Origin of the sequence: Thiocapsa bogorovii, from assembly GCF_021228795.1 — a bacterium.
GTDB lineage: Bacteria > Pseudomonadota > Gammaproteobacteria > Chromatiales > Chromatiaceae > Thiocapsa > Thiocapsa bogorovii.
In genome coordinates, this window is sequence record NZ_CP089309.1 from 2,217,155 (window position 1) to 2,235,215 (window position 18,061).

The 18,061-nt window shown below is 64.7% G+C and carries 15 protein-coding genes; 5 read left to right on the forward strand and 10 right to left on the reverse strand.

Features of this window, described 5'->3' with window-relative positions; translation table 11 throughout:
- Nucleotides 1-24: 24 nt before the first annotated feature.
- The 6 genes from LT988_RS10020 to LT988_RS10045 form a co-directional block, all read right to left on the reverse strand.
- Complete coding sequence (locus LT988_RS10020; protein ID WP_232410004.1) at nt 25-531, reverse strand: Hsp20/alpha crystallin family protein; 507 nt, start codon at nt 529-531, stop codon at nt 25-27.
- Between the two features lie 181 nt (nt 532-712).
- Nucleotides 713-2,113 (reverse strand): AMP-binding protein, encoded by a 1,401-nt coding sequence (locus LT988_RS10025; protein WP_232410560.1) that lies wholly within the window; start codon nt 2,111-2,113, stop codon nt 713-715.
- On the reverse strand, nt 2,002-4,158 hold the full coding sequence (locus LT988_RS10030) for an MFS transporter (protein WP_232410005.1): 2,157 nt from the start codon (nt 4,156-4,158) through the stop codon (nt 2,002-2,004). The genes LT988_RS10025 and LT988_RS10030 overlap by 112 nt, the downstream gene beginning before the upstream one ends.
- Before the next feature lie 296 nt (nt 4,159-4,454).
- Nucleotides 4,455-5,162, reverse strand: coding sequence for a c-type cytochrome (locus LT988_RS10035; RefSeq protein ID WP_232410006.1), 708 nt, complete (start codon nt 5,160-5,162; stop codon nt 4,455-4,457).
- Nucleotides 5,163-5,167: 5 nt separating this feature from the next.
- Nucleotides 5,168-5,812, reverse strand: a complete 645-nt coding sequence (locus tag LT988_RS10040; protein ID WP_232410007.1) for a c-type cytochrome — start codon at nt 5,810-5,812, stop codon at nt 5,168-5,170.
- Nucleotides 5,813-6,083: 271 nt separating this feature from the next.
- A complete protein-coding gene (locus LT988_RS10045; protein WP_232410008.1) occupies nt 6,084-7,730 on the reverse strand; it encodes a serine hydrolase in 1,647 nt (548 codons plus the stop codon).
- Between the two features lie 24 nt (nt 7,731-7,754).
- Between LT988_RS10045 and LT988_RS10050 the strand changes: the two genes are divergently transcribed.
- Nucleotides 7,755-8,186: an acyl-CoA thioesterase gene (locus tag LT988_RS10050; protein ID WP_232410009.1), complete on the forward strand. Its 432-nt coding sequence runs from the start codon at nt 7,755-7,757 to the stop codon at nt 8,184-8,186.
- A 24-nt stretch (nt 8,187-8,210) separates the two neighbouring features.
- Here the strand turns inward: LT988_RS10050 and LT988_RS10055 are convergent, their stop codons facing one another.
- On the reverse strand, nt 8,211-8,576 hold the full coding sequence (locus LT988_RS10055) for an acyl-CoA thioesterase (RefSeq protein WP_232410010.1): 366 nt from the start codon (nt 8,574-8,576) through the stop codon (nt 8,211-8,213).
- Nucleotides 8,577-8,744: 168 nt separating this feature from the next.
- Here LT988_RS10055 and LT988_RS10060 point away from each other — a divergent pair, with 168 nt between their 5' ends.
- The 3 genes from LT988_RS10060 to LT988_RS10070 all read left to right on the forward strand — a co-directional run bounded on the left by LT988_RS10060 (nt 8,745) and on the right by LT988_RS10070 (nt 12,327).
- Nucleotides 8,745-10,574 (forward strand): sodium:solute symporter family protein, encoded by a 1,830-nt coding sequence (locus LT988_RS10060; protein ID WP_232410011.1) that lies wholly within the window; start codon nt 8,745-8,747, stop codon nt 10,572-10,574.
- Nucleotides 10,575-10,775: 201 nt separating this feature from the next.
- Nucleotides 10,776-10,946, forward strand: coding sequence for a symporter small accessory protein (locus LT988_RS10065; protein WP_232410012.1), 171 nt, complete (start codon nt 10,776-10,778; stop codon nt 10,944-10,946).
- Nucleotides 10,936-12,327 (forward strand): alginate export family protein, encoded by a 1,392-nt coding sequence (locus LT988_RS10070; protein WP_232410013.1) that lies wholly within the window; start codon nt 10,936-10,938, stop codon nt 12,325-12,327. Before LT988_RS10065 ends, LT988_RS10070 begins: the two co-directional genes overlap by 11 nt.
- Before the next feature lie 177 nt (nt 12,328-12,504).
- Here LT988_RS10070 and LT988_RS10075 read toward each other — a convergent pair whose 3' ends face one another.
- Entirely contained in the window at nt 12,505-12,972 is a 468-nt protein-coding gene (locus LT988_RS10075) for a Uma2 family endonuclease (RefSeq protein ID WP_332460581.1), read from the reverse strand.
- Between the two features lie 143 nt (nt 12,973-13,115).
- Between LT988_RS10075 and LT988_RS10080 the strand changes: the two genes are divergently transcribed.
- Complete coding sequence (locus LT988_RS10080) at nt 13,116-14,630, forward strand: transposase (RefSeq protein WP_232410014.1); 1,515 nt, start codon at nt 13,116-13,118, stop codon at nt 14,628-14,630.
- 70 nt (nt 14,631-14,700) lie between these two features.
- Here the strand turns inward: LT988_RS10080 and LT988_RS10085 are convergent, their stop codons facing one another.
- Both LT988_RS10085 and LT988_RS10090 read right to left on the reverse strand, forming a co-directional pair.
- Nucleotides 14,701-16,065, reverse strand: coding sequence for an IS110 family RNA-guided transposase (locus LT988_RS10085; RefSeq protein WP_232410015.1), 1,365 nt, complete (start codon nt 16,063-16,065; stop codon nt 14,701-14,703).
- Nucleotides 16,066-16,659: 594 nt separating this feature from the next.
- A complete protein-coding gene (locus LT988_RS10090; RefSeq protein ID WP_232410016.1) occupies nt 16,660-18,060 on the reverse strand; it encodes an NAD(P)(+) transhydrogenase (Re/Si-specific) subunit beta in 1,401 nt (466 codons plus the stop codon).
- Nucleotide 18,061: the final 1 nt, after the last annotated feature.

Sequence of the window (18,061 nt, forward strand, 5' to 3'; positions counted from 1 at the left end):
GGGCGCTCCAGGCGCCTTTAAATGTTACGCAACCTCGATCCGCCGACGCTCCGTTTTCTCGGTCTTCGGCAGATGGACCTCAAGCACACCGTCCTTGAACTCGGCCTTGGCGTTCTCCAGGTCCACGTTCTCCGGAAGCCGCAGCGAGCGCACGAAACTGCCGCGCGCAATCTCGGACCGGTAGTAGGTGCCCTTCTCTTCGGTCTCCTCATGCTTGCGCTCGCCTTTGAGCGTCAACACTTGGCCGACCAGCTCGATTTCAAGATCCTTTTTCTCGACGCCAGGCACCTCGGCGCGCACCAAGACCTCATCTTCGCGATCGATCAGGTCGACCCGCGGGGTGAGATCGACCGCCTGCTCAAGGCGCGCCCACTCCGGCCACATCTCCCGGAACGGGTGCATCCACCCGTGGCGCCAGCCGCGCGGCGTGCCGCCCAGCATCAGATCATCGAAGGCGCGATCCATCTCGTCGAAGAGTGTCATCTCACGACGCGGGACCGCTTCGCCAATCGCTTTGCTCTTGGTTTTCATGGCAGTCCTCCTGTCTTCTATTCCCAATTAAAGTATAGCTCAGAGGCCCGAGCTTGCTCGTCAGACCGGCCCCTGGACAAGCGCAGCGCAGTCGACCAGCGTCGGCGCCGGGCTTGGGCCGCTGGCCTTCAAATCAGCGGAAGAAGTCGACTGCAAGTCGACGATCCCGGGGGCTGTCGCCTCAAGCGGCCAGCGCCAGCCGCTTGGCCGCGCCGAAGTCGGTCTTGCCGCTGCCGAGCTTGGGGATCCCCTCGACCTGCACCACCTCGGCGGGGATGCCCAGCGGATTCACCCCGGCCTCGAGCAGCTGCTTGCGCAGTCCATCGGCATCGATCTCGCCGGCGACCAAAAGCAGAATCCGCTCGCCCTTGCGCTCGTCGGGGAGGTTGACTGCGGCCAGCTCCAGCTCGGGTTGGCCGAGGATGCGGCGGATCTGGTCCTCGACGGCGCCCAGGCTGATCATCTCCCCGCCCAGCTTGGCGAAGCGCGAGTAGCGATCCACGATGGTGAGGAAGCCGTCCGGGTCCAGATGGCCCTTGTCGCCGGTCTTGTACCAGCGCTGGCCATCCAGCTCGACCACCGCATCGGCGGTCTTTTCCGGGTCGTTGAGATAGCCCTTCATCACCTGGACACCGCCGATGAGGATCAGCCCGTCCTCGCCGGGCGGCAGGGTCTTCAAGGTCTCGGGATCGACGATGCGGAAGCTGGTGCCGGGCAGCGGCAGACCCACGGTGCCGGGACGCGAGCCGGATTGGATCTTCCAAGTCTCGGTCTCGAGTGCGTCCGGGACGTTGACGCTGGCGACCGGCGTGGTCTCGGTCGCACCATAGCCCTCGTAGATCGGCTTGTTGAACTTGAGTGCGAAGGCATCGCGGACCTCCGGGGCAAGCCGTTCCGCGCCGGCGACCACCACACGCACGGACTGAAGCATCAAGGGATGGACACGCTGATTGCGGATATAGAGCCGCAGGAAGGTCGAGGTGCTGCACAACACGGTCGCGCGATAACGGGCAATCGCCTTGGCGGTGCCGACCGCGTCCGTGGGATCGGGATGGCAGACCATCGGGATACCTTCGAGCAGAGGCAAGAAGGTGGTGACCGTCAACCCGAAGGCATGGAAAGGCGGCAGGTTGGCGAGGATGAGATCGTCCGGCTCGGTGTTGAGCACATCCGAGATCTGGCGCACGTTGGCCATGATGTTGCGATGGCTGAGCTCGATCCCCTTGGGCGTGCCCTCGCTGCCGCTGGAGAAGAGGATGGCCGCGGTGTCGTCGGGTCGGCCGGGCCGACCGAACAACCAGAGCAAAACGCCGGCGGGGAGGAGGCTGCCGATGCCCAGCAGCGCCAGCGCCTCCGCCTTGCCGATCTCTGCGCGCAGCCCTTCCATCGGATGCAGCGTCGCCTCCGCGAAAGCCGTGTCCAGGTCGATCCCGCGCTGCTGCAGCTTGGCGAGGAAGCGATCCGAGGTGATCACATGGCGCACGCCGGCGTTGCGCATCCCGGCCACGAGCGCCTCGCTGCTCGCGGTGTAGTTGAGATTGACCACCTGCTTGCCGACGAGCAGCGCGGCCAGATTGGCGATGGCCGCCGCGCTGCTCGCGGGCAGCAGGATGCCGACGGCCGGCTCGGGGCGAGACGCTTGATCCGACGCGCGAACAACAAGACCGCCGCGATCAGGCGCCGATTGGTCAGCCGGGTGCCGACCGAATCGATCACGGCGACCTCGCCGAGACGCCGCTTGGCCGCGGCGAGCCAGGCCGCGGGGAGTGTCGGCAGGGTCGCGATGTGGGTCTGCCAGGAGGTCACCGACAGCTCGAAGACCGCCTGCTTGACCTGCTCCGCGCTCGCCTCGCGCGGCAGCGGCTGGCCGAAGGCGACCAGGACATCGCGGGTGCGGCCCTCGCGGCGACTGGCCTTGAGCTTCTCCTTGGCGTAGGAAAAGCGGCTGCCCCAAAGACCGCGTAGGTAGAATGGCAGGATGACGCCGGACGTGGCGGCCCGCGCGGACTTCTCGAAGCCGCGCTTGAACTCCGAGAGCTGCCCGTTCTTGCTGATGGTGCCTTCCGGGAAGATGCAGACCACCTCGCCCGCGTCGAGCAATCGAGAGACGGTCTCGATCGCCTCGCGGCTGCGCCCGCCCGAGATGGGCACCACACCGAAGAAGTCCAGGAACCAGCGCAGATACCAGCGCTCGTAGATCACCCGCTCCATCACGAAACGCACCGGCCGCGGGCTGGCCATCTGCACCATCGCCCAGTCGACCCAGCTGATATGGTTGCCGAGCATCAGCACGCCGCCCTGCGCCGGGATGTTCTTCAAGCCGATCACGTCGAGGCGATAATGGGTCGACATGGCGCGCATCATCAGGAAGCGCACCATCGACTGAGGCAACTGATAGAGGGTGTAGATGGCCCCGCAGAGCGCAACGACCGCAAGCGCGAGCATCACCGTCAGACCGCCGATCTGCAGATAGGCCGCCAGCACCGTGAGTCCGAGGAAGCTCAACATCACGATGTTCTGAATGAAGTTATTGGCCGCGAGCACCCGCCCGAGCCCTGTCTCGCCGGCGTTGAACTGGATGAGTGCGTTGAGCGGCACCAGAAAGACACCGCCGAGGAAACCGAGCAGCAGAAAGTTCAGCCCGTGCGCCCAAGCCGATCCCAGCCCCGGCAGAACAAAGAGCGCCGCCGCGACGCCGAGTGCGCCCACCGGGATCAGGCCGGTCTCGATATGATTGCGCGACACCCGGCCGGCCACGACCGAGCCGAGGATGATGCCGATCCCGGAGCAGGCAAGAACGCCCTGGATCACGACCGTGTTGGTCTCGCCGAGCGTCTCCTTCGCGAACGCGGGGAAAGCGGCGAGGATGACCTGCGCGATCGACCAGAAGACCGCAAGCCCCACGATGGAGAGCCAGATCACCTGGTTGTCCCAAGCGGCATGCAGATTGTTTCGCAGATAGCGCCCACTGGCGTAATCCGGCCAGTTGAATCGCATCTCGCTGCCGGGGGCGCGCACGGGCAGACGGTAGGCCAACACGACCTCGATCAAGGCGCCGGCAACCAGTGCCCAGCCGATCGGCGCCATCATCCCCATCACCTCGTCCGGTGTGGTGTAGCTCGTGCCGGCCAGACGTCCCTCGAAGAGGATCGAGAAGAAGAAGATCCCCGCCAGGATCGCCGTGGTGGTCGTCGCCTGGACCCAGCCGTTGGCCGAGGCGAGCGCCTCCTTGCCGACCAGCTCCTTGATATAGCCGTACTTGGCCGGGGAATAGAAGGCGCTCTGCACCGCCAACAGGAAGGTCATGGCGAAGGCCGCCCAGAACCAGCCCAGATAATAGAAGAGCGTAATGGCGAGCGTGACGGCGACCGCCACCCAAGCGCTCGCGCGCATCACCAGATGCTTGGGGAAACGGTCCGCGAGGTAGCCGGACGGCGTGAACAGCAGGACGAAGGGCAGCAGGATCAAGGCATTGACGATCGCCGTCAGCAGGATCTGGGCATCGCCGTCATAGGTCTTGAAGAGCGTATTCTGGATGATGATCTTGTGACCCAAATCCACGAAGGCATTGAGAAAGATCATGCCGATATAGGCGACGAAACCGGTGATGCGAAAGAGCTGACCCATGCGAATGCGCCCCCTGGCGTCGACCGAGATTGTTGTCGTTGTGGCCCGTGGACCGCGTGATTGCCGCGGACGGGCCTCGTGCATCACTCCGGCCGAAGCGGCACCTGGCGCGGAGCGCCAAGAGAGGCGTGACACCGCATGAGCGGTGTCACGAGCAATGCCGGCGAGCGAGCAATATCACCGGAGAAACGCGCGACGCGACAGAAAAAAAGCAAAGCGGGTTCATTTTCTGAATCGCGTCGAGCGCCGAGCTCTTGGGGTTCAACAATCGACGCTTACCCCCTGTACACAAATCGTCACTCCGGACGCGATTCAACCGGTAAGCGGGACATATAGTCGCTCACCGCCGCAATATCCGCGTCGCTGTACCCCTTGATCGCCTTCACCATCTCGGGATTCGCATTGCGCCGTTCGCCGTCGCGAATGAGCTTGGACTCACGGTCGAGATAGCTGAAGTGCTGATGCGCGACCCGCGGGTAGAACTCCGCGGCGTCGCCCTCGCCGTGCGCCCCGTGGCAGGTCGCACAGTCCTTCTCGTAGAGGGCCTGACCGCGCGCCAGGTCCGTGCCGTCGCCTTTCAGATTGGTCGACGGGATGGGGAGCTGCGACAGATAGGCGGCGATATCCGCGACCTCCTCGGATGACACGACCCACTCGGCGACGAACGGGTGCATCTTGGGGTTGTCGCGGCGCCCGGCGCGCACGTCGACCATCTGCTTGATCAGCACACTCGCGTGTTGGCCGGCCAGCTGCGGATAGATGGCGTCGCCGCGACCCGAGCCATCCGCCTGATGGCAACCCCGACAGACGGCATAGGCCTCCGCGCCGTTCTCGGGGTCGGCGCGATGGGCGAGCGCGATCATCTGCTCCTCGTTGGGCGCGTTCCAGACATAGCCGGGCGATTCGATGCCGGGTGCATGGGGCTGCGGCGGCGTAGACGCCGAGGTGGTGCCGGCTAGGAGTGCAAGAGCGAGCGATCCGAAGCAGACGAGACGGGTCATCATGGCGTTCATTCCTCCTCCGTGTCGAGGACCATCAGGCTGGCGATGTATTGGGCCACGGCTAGGGTCTCGGCCTCGCTCATGCGCTCGGCCACCGTCTGCATGAGACCTCGATCGTTGGTCCGCTCGCCGGCGGCATAACGGCGCATCTGCTCGAGGGTGTAGCCGATGTCCTGACCGGCGAGTCGCGGGAACCGACGCGTGCCCTCGCCCGCGTCGCCGTGGCATCCGGAGCAGGCCGGTATGCCGCTGCCAGGGTTGCCGTCGTCGTAGACCCGTCGGCCGAGCTTCAGCAGCGAAGGGTCGGTCACTATGCCCGGTATCACCTCCTGAACGGCATAGTAGGCCGCGACGTGCGGGATCTCCTCGTCCGTCAGACTCCCGATGTAGCTGCCCATCACCTCGCTGGTGCGCCGACCCGCGCGGTAATCCTTCATCTGCTTGACGAGATAGGTCGCGTGCTGGCCGGCCAGACGAGGCGTGTTGGGCATCGGACTGGTCCCGTCCTCGGCATGACAGGCCACACAGACCCGCGCCGCGATCCCCGCACCGATCTCCGGATCGCCCTTGGTTTGAGCAAACAGAGGCGTGGCCGAAAGGATCCCGACACAGCCGGCCACCCCGACGAGCGATTGAATTGCGAGCAATCTCACTGCGGTTCCTCGAATTTGATCGTTCCCCAATCATGTCGCACGCCATTGGCTCCGGGCAAGTCGACCGTCTTGCGCCCGTGCTGAAGTCGCCATCGCTCGAAACCGCTCGTGCTCATGCCGAACCCGCAAGCCGACTCTTCACCTAAACCGCGTCTCACAAGGTTCCCGGGTCGAGCCAACACCGAGCCGACACCACGACAAGGCAAATCACTCGGGACGCGGTTTAGCGGTTTAGCGGTTTAGCGGTTTAGCGGTTTAGCGGTTTAGCGGTTTAGCGCCTGAACGTCCCCATCCCCTCCTCGTCCAGATATTCGATCTGCAGGGACGCGGCGCGATCGTCCTTGAAACCAAAGACCGCACCGCTGATCCCGAGCGCGTCCTCGCCGATGGGTCGGAAGGTGAAGGCATCACCGTCGAAATGACCCATCGGAAGCGCAATCGGACTCGGGCCGAGCCTCAGGACCAAACCGGCATCGGTCGCTTCCACGACAGCCGGTCCATAGAGGTCGTTGGCATATCGACCGACATAGGCACCCAACGGGCGTGCCGGGGCGGGTGCGCTCGGGGTCTCTGCGAACGCGGTGGTCTCCGCGTAGAGTCTCGCGATCGCACCGCCGAAGAGGGCCGGCCAGTCGTGCCGGATCTCGCCGGTCTCCACCAGCTCGAGGAAGCCGGCGGCGACACCCTCGGGCGCACCGACAGGTTGTCCGTTGGTCAGGATGACGATCCCCAAGGACTCCGAGGGCAGCATGGCAAGCGTCGTCGACGCGCCCAAGAGAAAGGCGCCCGAATGCGACCAGCGGACGCGCCCGGCGCTATCGACACTCACTCCGAGACCCAGCCCGTAGAAGCTCGGACGGCTGCTCGGTCCGTGCAGGGGGGAGCTCATCAGATTCGGCGCGTGGATCCGTGCCAATGCCTGCGCTCCGATGACCGGCTTGCCCTCCAGCATTCCCTCGCCCAGAACCAGCCGTAGCCACTGCGCCATATCGGACGCCGAGCTGCTCACGCCGCCCGCGGGCGACTGTGCATCCGGCTGGCGAACCTCGGGCGTCACCACCCAGACACCGTCTCGGCGGACGTGTCCGATCGCATGATTGGGGGCCGAGATGAAGTCCGCGAAACGCGAGCTGGTCGAGGTCATGCCGAGCGGGCTGTAGAGGAGCTCTTGGCTCAAGCGCTCCCATGAGGTGCCCTCCGCGCGCGCGACAGCCTCCGCCGCGGCGGTCAGGCCGAAGTTGGTGTAGGCGTAGCTGGCCCGGAAGGGTGCCAGGGGGTAAAAGCGCAGGCGCGAGAGGATCTCCGCACGCCCGTAGCCGATGCTCTCCAAGAGGTCGCCGGCATGGTCGGGCAGTCCGCTGCGATGAGCGAAGAGATCCGCGATCGTGACCCGCGACGTGATCGCCGGATCACTCAAGGCGAAATCCGGTAGATGGCGGACGATCGGGTCATCCCAGGTGACACCTGCTCGGCTGCTGACTTCTCCGTCGACGCCGCCTGGATCGACACCTGCTCGCTCGCCGTGGGCGCGATCGATCGCGGCCGCGACCACCGTCGCCGCAACCGGCTTCGACAAGGAGGCCAGCTGAAAGACCGTCTCGTCATCGACGCGCGCCTCGCCGTCGAGGCTACGCCGACCAAAGCCCTTCAGATAGACGACGCGATCGCGGTGCACGACCGCGATCGCCATGCCCGGGACCCCGGTCGTCTCGAGCGCCGCCTCGGCCATGGCGTCGAGCTGCGCCACGGCAGCCTCGACGCGCCCCTCGGGGATCGGCACGTCCGAGAATGCGGAGGGATCGAGGCGGGCCGACTCGTCCGGGTTCTCGCTCGCCGCCACACCGAACGACATCATGAGCATCAGCGCCAAGATCACGAACGGACGAGCCTTCAGCGGCTTCACGTTAAGATCGATCATCGCCACAAGCCTCCGGAGTCAGACATGGATCCAAACCGTTTCGCCTATGCCTTCAACGTCCGCCTTCACGACACGGACGCGGCCGGACGGCTGTTCTTCGGCCACCTCTTCCGTCATGCGCACGATGCCTACGAGGCCTTCATGGCGCAGGTCGGCCTCCCGCTCGAGCGCCTCATTCGCGAGGGCGAGATCCTGCTCCCGCTCGTGCACGCCGAGGCAGACTATCACCGACCGCTCTGTCAGGGTGATCGGGTCGAGGTCGCGCTGGCGATCGAAGAGATCCGCACCCGATCCTTCGCCGTCGGCTATCGCTTCGAGACGCAGGACGGGACGCTCGCCGCAACGGCCAAAACCGTCCACCTCCAGATCAATCGAGACGGCTCACCCGCTGCGGGTCTGGACGATGCGATTCGCGACGCCATCCTGCCGCACCTCCGCGAGGACCGCCCGCGGTGACCAAACGGCCGCCGGCGCGGCATCTCAGGTCACGGGCGGCAACAAGGGGATCTTCTGCCCCTGCTCATCGACCCGCACGAAGGTGATGCAGGTCGTGAAGATCGGCTCCTCGTCGCCCGTCTGCAGATCGTCGGCGAAGACGTGTACCGAGTAGCTGAGCGAGGTATTGCCGCGACAGCTCTCGATTGCGTCGAAGCGCAGCACCGCGCCCTGACGCACGCTGCGGTGAAACTCCACGCGATCCATCGCGATGGTCACGAAACGGCACCCCGGATGATCGCGACTGGCCGCGATCCAGGCGATCTCATCGACCCATTTCAGCAAAAAACCTCCGAAAAGATAGCCGTAATGGTTCAGAAACTCGGGGCGTACGACTTTGAAACTCTCCACGAGCGGGCTCTCCTGGTCATCGAAACGTCAGCAATGGGTCGTTGAGGGGTCAAAACCGCCGTTTAACTGCGCTGGATCTATATAACGATACGAACGTCCAGGTTATTTTTCGCCCCCGCACGTCCTGACAAGACAACAACGACTGTTTCGGGATCCTGAGGGGGACTCATGACGGCGCATTCTTCCGTAGGCTGGGTCGACATCGTCGTCATTCTGGCCTACCTCTTCGCGACCGGCTATCTCGGCTGGCTCGGCTATCGCGGCACCCGCTCGGCCGCGGACTTCTTGGTCGGCGGGCGGTCGGCCCACCCGATCATCATGGCGGTCTCCTACGGGGCCACCTTCATCTCGACCGCAGCCATTGTCGGCTTCGGTGGGGTCGCGGGGCTCTTCGGCATGAGCCTCCTTTGGCTCACCGTGCTCAACATCGGGGTCGGGATCCTGATCGCCTTTATCCTGCTGGGCGAACCCACACGGCGACTCGGTCATCATCTCGGCGCCCACACCTTTCCCGAGCTGCTGGGTCAACGGTATCAGAGTCGCGGTATCCAGATCTTCGCCGGCGCGCTGATCTTTCTCTTCATGCCGCTCTACTCGGCTGCGGTCATGACCGGGGGCAGCATCTTCGCAGCCACCCAGTTCGGGATCGATTTCGAGGTCGCGCTCCTGATCTTCGCGCTCATCACCGCCGCCTACGTCATCCCCGGCGGCATCAAGGCGGTGATGTACACCGATACGCTCCAGGGCTTCGTCATGGTCTTCGCCATGATCTTTCTGCTGATCTTTACCTACATGAGCCTCGGCGGCGTCACCGAGGCCCACCGCACCCTCACCGACATGGCGGATCTGGTCCCCGCACCGCTCGCGCAGATGGGCCATCAAGGTTGGACCGCAATGCCCGCCTTCGGCTGGGGCGCGACCACCTACGATCTGTGGTGGACCGTCATCACCGCGCTGGTGCTCGGCGTGGGGATCGGCGTGCTCGCTCAGCCCCAACTGGTGGTTCGCTTCATGACGGTGCGCAGCCGTCGCGAGCTCGACCGGGCCGTGCCGATCGGCGCCGTCTTCATCCTGCTCATGGTCGGGACGCCCTTCGTGGTGGGCAGCCTCTCGAACGCCTGGTTCGCGCAGAACGGACCGCTCCTGCAGGGCAAGGTCGTCGAGGTCATCGATGCCGAGAAGGATCGCGCCTTGGTCGAGCTGATGCAGCAGGGCGAATCCGGGACCTGGACCTCGATCATCAGCCCCAAGACGCAGGCACCCGCACGCGCGCCCATGATCATCAGCGAGCGCACCTCGGCACAAGACGGCGACGGCGCAACCTTCGAGCGCGTCGCTGGCCGTTCCATCGCCGCGACCTACACCAAGGGCGACGCCGACAAGATCATCCCGGCCTTCATCATGGCCGCGATGCCCCATTGGTTCGGCGTCATCTTCTTCCTCGCCCTGCTCGCCGCCGCCATGAGCACCATGTCGAGCCAGTTCCACACCATCGGCACGGCGGCCGGGCGCGACCTCTACGAGCGTATCTCGGACAAGGGACATCAACGGGAGCCGAGCATCCTGGTGATGCGCCTCGCCATCATGATCGGACTGCTGATCGCCGTGACCATCAGCTATACCGTGCGGCAGGAATACGTCATCGCCCGCTTCACTGCGATCTTCTTCGGACTCTGCGCAGCGAGCTTCCTGCCCGCCTACATCGGCGGACTCATCTCCAAGCGCGTGACCCGAGCCGGCGCACTCGCCTCCATGACCGTCGGCATGAGCGTCTCGCTGTTCTGGCTGGCCTTCATCAAGGCACGCGAGGCCAGTGCGATCGGGCTGGTGCAGCTGGTCACCGACGGCAAGACCAGCCTGCTCGCGGATTATCCCAATTGGCCGTCGGTGGACCCGATCATCATCGCGCTGCCGGCATCCCTGCTGACCTTGATCCTGGTCAGTGCGGTGACACGGCCGCCGGATAAGGCGCACCTGCGTCGCTGTTTCCCCGATTAAACCGCGTCTCGGTGGGATATGAGAGATTTCAGCTTGCTGCTGCGTTCTCGCCATTAATGAATCTTGGCGCGGACGCGGTTTAAGTCATTAAAATTTTTGTTTGAATTGCGTCGGCTGGGTTTGTTTTGGGAGCGGCGAGGGAACGCGTTTGCACCAGGACCAACCGTCGCTCGGACCCAATTCAATTCAGGAGCACACGGGATGCTGGGTATCGATGATCCGTATGTCCTCATGGCCTATCTCGGCGCCATCGCGATGGCCGTGATCGGCATCCTCTACGGGCTCGTGCGTCGCAATGCGGCGCGCGACGAGGTGACCCCGGAGGACCGCCTTTGGGCGCTGGACGAGAAGAAGGTGGACGATGAGTTCTAGACACGCATCGACATGGCTGGCGGCACTCGCCGCGGCGCTGGTTTCGACGGGAGCCTCGGCCGGCACTCAGGAGACCGACGCGGTCTCGAGCTTCAAGCCCGGGGCGGATCTGCGTCTGCGCCAGGTCTTCGTCGGCAATGTGGGCCTGAACGACCAGAGCCCGATCGCCGATCGGACCTTCCAGCGATACCGCGGGCGCCTTTGGGGGATCTACGCACCGACCGACCATATCGTCGGCACCGCGCGACTCATGTGGGAAGGCCGTCATTACAACAAGCCCAAAGAGAATCAATGGCCGGTGCCGGGTTTCGAGACCTGGTACAGCGGTGGTCTCTTCTTCGACCTGCTCGATGTCACCTTCAACGAGATCGTCGGCTCGCCGCTCTCGGTGAAGCTCGGCCGCCAGGAGATCATCCTCGGCAACGGCTGGCTGGTGCTCGAAGGCACCCCGATCGACGGTTCCCGGACTATCTATTTCGACGCGGCGCGTGCGACCTACAACCTCGAGTCCATCGGGACCACGCTCGATGTCATCTATCTGAATCAGGACGCCGACACCGGCCGCTTCCCGAGTCCGCTGAACGGCGTGATCGAGGATCAGATCGAGCAAGACGAGACGGGCGCCATCCTCTACGCGCGCAACAAGGGCCTGGTCAAGGCCACCGACCTCGACGCCTATCTGATCTACAAGAACAGCACTCCGGACAACACACCTGGCAATATTCGCGTCAACAACGGTGCACCCTTTCCGTCCCCTCCCGACTCGGGCGTCGCCTACACGGTCGGCCTGCGCGCCGAGTCCAAACCGACCCCGCAATGGGCACTGCGTGCCGAGGGCGCCTACCAATGGGGCACCCGCAATGATGCCGACCTGGATGCCTTCGGGTTCAACGCACGCGCCACCTACAGCCTGAACGATCCGCTCGCCAACCGGTTTCACCTCGGCTATGAGTTTCTCTCAGGCAACGACCCCGACAGCAACGGCACACAAGCCTTCGATCCGCTCTGGGGCCGCTGGCCGCAGTGGAGCGAGCTGATGATCTACCAGTGGCCACTGGAGAGCCGCGTCGGAGAGGCGACGAATCTGAATCGCCTGAATCTCGGCTGGGGGATCCAGGCCCATCCGACCACCTTGGTCACGGTCGACTATCACGCCCTCTGGGCCGACGAGATGACCACCCGAACCCCGGCGCAATTGGTCAACCTCAGCGGAGAGAGCCGCTTCCGCGGACATCTCGCCGCCGTCTGGGTCAAGACCAAGCTCAGCAAGCACGTCGCCGGTCATCTGGTCGCCGAATACCTCTGGCCTGGGGACTATTACGCGGAGAATCGGCGCGACGAATCCTATTTCGTCCGCGCGGAGTTGAGTCTCAGCTGGTAAGGCCGGGCGAGACAGGCCATCGCCGCCGAGCGGCGAGCCCGCCCGGGATAGTCGACTTGCAGTCGACCCGCTGGCCTTTAGGCCGGCGGAAGAGGCCGACTGCAAGTCGACTATCCCAGGGAATCCGTATTCGCGTGTCGAGAGGATCCAAACGGCGCAGCATTCGTGCAGTTCGACTCAGCCCGCGCTGCCGAACACACAGCCCAAATCGATCTCGACGGCATCGAAGGGCGGCACCCGGACAGGTCCGGGTACCGTACCGAGCGGGTATTCAGCGGAGAAGATGACGCGATAGCCGCCCGCATCGAGCGCATAGGCGATCAGGGTCCGATCTTCCGGGGAAATGATCCAGTAGTGCGGGACATGGGCACGCTGGAGCAACATCAGATGATGAACCAGGTCTTTACCCTCGTGACCGGGCGAAAGGATCTCGCAGACCCAGTCGGGGACCAGCGTCATGACGCCGCTCGGGCACTGCGGAACCCGCGCCTTGCGCCATCCTGCGAGATCGTGGCTCGGGCACTGGTGCTCGCTGTATTGGACACTGATCTCGGTGACGATCCACCATCCGTCCGGACCGCCGCGACGCTTGAAGACCTGGATCTCGTCTGCGGGGCGTCGCTTAAACCGCGCCCAGCGCGGTATGCGTCGTTTGTTGGATTGGCTTGGCCACGCCGGCTACGATTATTGTCGGAGGCGACACGGCTTAAGGTATTAACCTAAAAAGAGCAGTTAAACCTTGCCTCGAGTGATCCAAGCCGCTGAAATATCGGCGCAAGGAGGTCCCCATGAGCAACCCGATCCCTCACCCGCAGGGTGAACCCGAAACCACCGCATTGGTACCGCATGCCGGCCCGGTTGCGGTGGACACGTTTGGCGGCCGCGTCCACGTCGAGTGGGATGCGCAGGCGGCGGTCACCCCGCTGGGGCAGCTGCCGTTCTTCACCGAGTTTCTGCGCCTGGGCGGGCGTTTCGATGCCTGGGTCGAGAGCTGCCCGCTGAAGCTGACCAGCCCGAACGCCCCGAGCACGCGCGACGTTCTGGGTACCGCCATCCTGGCGGTGCTGTCCGGGCATCAGCGCGATGCCCACATCAGTGCCCTGCTGGGCATGGAGGCGGTGGTGAGCGAGGACTCGGTGCGCCGCAACCTCGGCAAGCTCGATGAAGCCGACGGGGTGGACTGGTTGCAGAACCACCTGGACGCCTGCATGGCGCCGGTGCTGGGCGTGCCCTGGATTCTCGATGCCGACGTGACGGTCAAGCCGCTCTACGGGCATCAAGAGGGTGCGCTCAAAGGCGACAATCCGCACAAGCCGGGTCGGCCCTCGCACACCTACCATACCTATTTCGTTGCCGGTCTGCGTCTGATCCTGGACGTGGAGGTGCTGGACGGCAACCAAACCGCGTCCAAGTACAGCGCGCCGGGGCTGTGGGAGTTGCTCGCGCGCCTGCCGCGGGCGCACTGGCCGCTGTGCATTCGCGGCGACCGCGATTGGGGCACCCAAGCCAACATGGCACGGGCCGAGCAGGAGGGGATCCCGTATCTGTTCAAGCTGCGCATGACCTCCAAGGTCAAACACACCGTCGAGCGCCTGATGCGCGACGCCGAGTGGCGCGATGCCGGTCAAGGCTGGCAGGGGGCCGAGACGACCCTGCGTCTGTCGGGCTGGAGCCGTGCCCGGCGCGCCGTCGTGCTGCGCCGGCGCATCAAGGCCGACCTGGCCGTCGTCGAGCAGGGTGATCCCGAGCAGCTGCGCCTGAGCTTCGCCGAGTTCACCGACCAGACGATCCTCTACGAGTACGCCGTGCTGGTGACCTCGCTGCCCCATGAGATCCTGAGCGTGGCGCAACTCTATCGCGATCGCGCCGACGCGGAGAATCCCTTCGACGAGCTCAAGAACCATTGGGGCTGGGGCGGCTTCACCACCCGCGACATCAAGCGCTGCCGCTTCATGGCGCGCATCACCGCCTTGACCTACAACTGGTGGAGCCTGTTCGTGCGCCTGGCCGACCCGACTCGGCACACCGAGGCGATCACCAGCCGCCCGCTGCTGCTCAGCGCACCGGCACGACTGACCCGTCACGGCGGGCAGACGCGCCTGACCATCAGCCATCCCCATGCCGAAGCCGGGTGGGTGGAGGCGACCTGCCGCGAGATCGCGGCCTTCTTCAACACGCTGCGCCGAACTGCGGAGCAGTTGAGTCCCCTGCAACGCTGGTACCGGCTGCTCTCGCGTGCGCTGGTGAAGTACCTCAACGGCCGCCAATTGCAGCCGCCGGGGGTGTTACCGGCCCCGGCGTAGCCGCCGAACCGCCGGTATGTGTACTCGCCCGCGGGCCGAAAACGCTCCGCGACGGGCGCTAACTGCTCTCCTAAGAAACTCCGGCTGCCGGGGCGGGCTCAAGGGTGAAACCGAGCTGTTTGGCGCGACGCTCGAGGTTTTGCACCACCCGCCGGCGATGCCGCTCTTCGTAGTCGGACGCTCCCGGATCACTGTAGTCCATTCCATGGCGAAGCGTGTTGTAGAAGAGCACCGCGAGCTTGCGTGCGGTGGCGGTGACGGCCTTGGCCTTGCCGACACGCATCGCCAGGCGACGATAGAAGGCGCCGAGCGCGCTGTCGGTCTTGCCGACGTTGACGGCCGCCAAGCGTAGCAGGGCACTGGCGCGGTTGTGCGAGCGGCGGGTGCGCGCCGAGAGGACCTTGCCGCCCGAGATCTTGTTGCCGGGCGAGAGGCACAGCCAGGAGGTGAAGTGCTTGGCGGTCGGCCAGGCGGACAGGTCGGTTCCGCATTCGCCGACGAGCTTGAGTGCCAGATAGGGGCCGATGCCGTGGATCTGCGTCAGATCCACGCCGATGACGGCATGCAGCGCCTGGCGAACCTCGAAAGCGAGGGCATTGGGCTGGCGGGTCTTGTGTCGGGGGGCGGGTAACGGCTCGGACGGCGGCTCGGGTGGCGCCAGTTGTGCGAGCGCCGCTTCGATGCGCCGATCACAGGCCACAACCCGTTCCTGATAGGCGTCGTAGAGCGCCACCGCCTGTTCAAGGGCAAACAGGTGCTCGGGTCGATAGTTGCCCTCCAGCGCCTGAGCAATGGTCTCGACCGACGCCTTGCAGCGCCCGTCGCGATAGCTCGCGAGCACCTGCGGATCCCGTGTCCCGTCAAGGATCGCGCGGATGATGCGCATCCCGGTCTTGCCGGTGATGTCGGAGACGACGTGGTGCAGCTGCAGATTCATCTGCGTCAGCGCCTTCTGCATGTGCTGGATGTGGGAGGCTGCGTAGTCGAGCAGACGCTCGCGCTGGCGCAGATAGGCGCGCAAGGCGGCAATGTCGCCCGGAGGATGAAAGCTGCCGCGCAGCAGGCCATAGGTATGCAGTTGTTGCAGCCACTGGGCGTCGTTGACGTCGGTCTTGCGCCCCGGCACATGCTTGACGTCGCGAGCATTGGCGACGACCACGCGGATGCCGCGTGCCTCGAGGATCTCGTAGAGGGCAATCCAGTACACGCCCGTCGACTCCATGGCCACCGTTTCGATCCGGCAGGCGACCAGCCAGTCCGCGAGGCGATGCAGATCGCCGGTGAAACTCCGAAAGGTGCGCACCGCCTCGGCATCGCACTCCGGCGGGACGGCAACAACATGAAATTGTGCACCGACGTCGATCCCCGCCGCACGGGGATTGACGGTGGACAGCGGTTTGGCGCGACGGCTCTTCTTGGACGGGATCGGCTTCATGACATGGCCCTCGACAGTCGAACAGGATCGAGAGCAGGGACAGCGAGATCAATCACCCTAGATCCGGCAGTTGAACGGCCCCTGGAGTGCGTCCCGCGTGGTGTCCGGCAAGGCGCAACGAGGCGTCGTAGTGGTTCTACGACAACGAGTTGCAACGCGGTCGGGCGCCGCGCGGGACGTGCTCCAGGGGTCGTAGCGGCCGCCACCCGGCGGGTGAGGCATCAGATGACCATGATGCTCAACAAGGTCAAACCCTTGCATGCGGCACGAAGCGGTCAACTGCCGGATCTAGGATCACCTTCCTATTCGGGATCGCCGAACGGCGTCACCACACGCAGACTCGCAACAGTCCCCGGGCCACGTTTTTTTACGGGGTCAACGCCACCAAAAAGCAGACGGCCTCGGCTCTCGAAGTCGCCCCAAGTCTATGCCGAAAGGAGTTTGTGCGCCTACAGGAGCGGGGCGCGCCCCGAGGAGGGTTTTTTAGGATTAAAAAATATAAAATTCTAAACCGCGTTCCCGCTAAGGGCCGTGGATGCACCAAACGTCGAACTCACGCGAAAGTGAGCATCTCGCTCTGGACGCGGTTTAGGCTCAGTGCCCGCCGCCCTTCAGCGCGCTGTTCATCCCCTCGATGGTGTCCTTGGCATCGCCGAAGACCAGCGAGGTGTTCTCTTGGTAGAAGAGGAGGTTGTCGACGCCCGAGTAGCCCGGCCGCATGGAGCGCTTGAGGAAGTAGACCTGACGCGCACGCCCGGCCTCGAGGATGGGCATGCCGTAAATGGGACTGGACTTGTCTTCCTTGGCCGCCGGATTGACGACGTCGTTCGCGCCGACGACCAGCACCACGTCCGTGCTCGGGAAGTCGGGATTGATCTCGTCCATCTCGAGCACGCGGTCGTAGGGAATGTCGGCCTCGGCGAGCAGCACGTTCATGTGTCCGGGCATGCGGCCTGCGACCGGATGGATGCCGAACTTGACCTCCACGCCGCGCGCTTCGAGTAGCTCCATCAGCTCCTTCAAGGCATGCTGGGCTTGGGCGACGGCCATGCCGTAGCCGGGGATGATGATGACGCGGTTGGCGTCCTCCATCCAATAGACGGCATCCTCGACGGCAGCCGATTTCACGCCCTTCTCGGCGGCGACCGCGCCCGCGCTCTCCGCCCCGCCGCTGTCCGAGCCGAAGCCGCCGAAGACGACGTTGAGGATCGAGCGGTTCATCGCCTTGCACATGATGTAGGAGAGGATCGCGCCCGAGCAGCCAACCAGTGCGCCTACGATGATGAGCAGGTTGTTGTGCAACGTGAAACCCGTCGCGGCCGCGGCCCAGCCCGAATAGCTGTTCAGCATCGAGATGATGACCGGCATGTCCGCCCCGCCGATCGGGATGATCAAGGTCACACCGAGGGTAAAGGCGAGCAGGGTCATGAGGATCAGCGAGATCAAGCTGCCGGTCATGGCGAAATGGACGGCCAAGGCGAGTGTTGCGATCCCCAGGCCCGCATTGAGCAGGTGCTGACCCTTGAACTTCACCGGGCTGCCGCTCAGGAGACCTTGCAGCTTGCCGAAGGCGATCACGGATCCGGTGAAGGTGATGGCGCCGATGACCACGCCGGCGGAGATCTCGCCCATCAGCAGCGCGCTCAACTCGCCCGCGCTGCGCTTGGCGAGGAAGGTCCCGACGGCCACCAGGACGGCGGCCATGCCCACGAAGCTGTGCAGGGCCGCAACCAATTGCGGCATGGCCGTCATCTGGATACGCAGGGCCACGATGACGCCGATGACGGCGCCCAGGGCCATCCCGACGATGATGAATCCGTAGGATTGGACCTGATCGCCCATCAGGGTCGCGACGACGGCGATCAGCATACCGAGCATGCCGTAGAGGTTGCCGCGTCGGGCCGATGCCGGATGGGTCAGGCCCTTGAGGGCCAGGATGAAGAGAACAGCGGAGGCCAGGTATGCCACCGCCTGAAGATTCACCGAGAGCGTCATA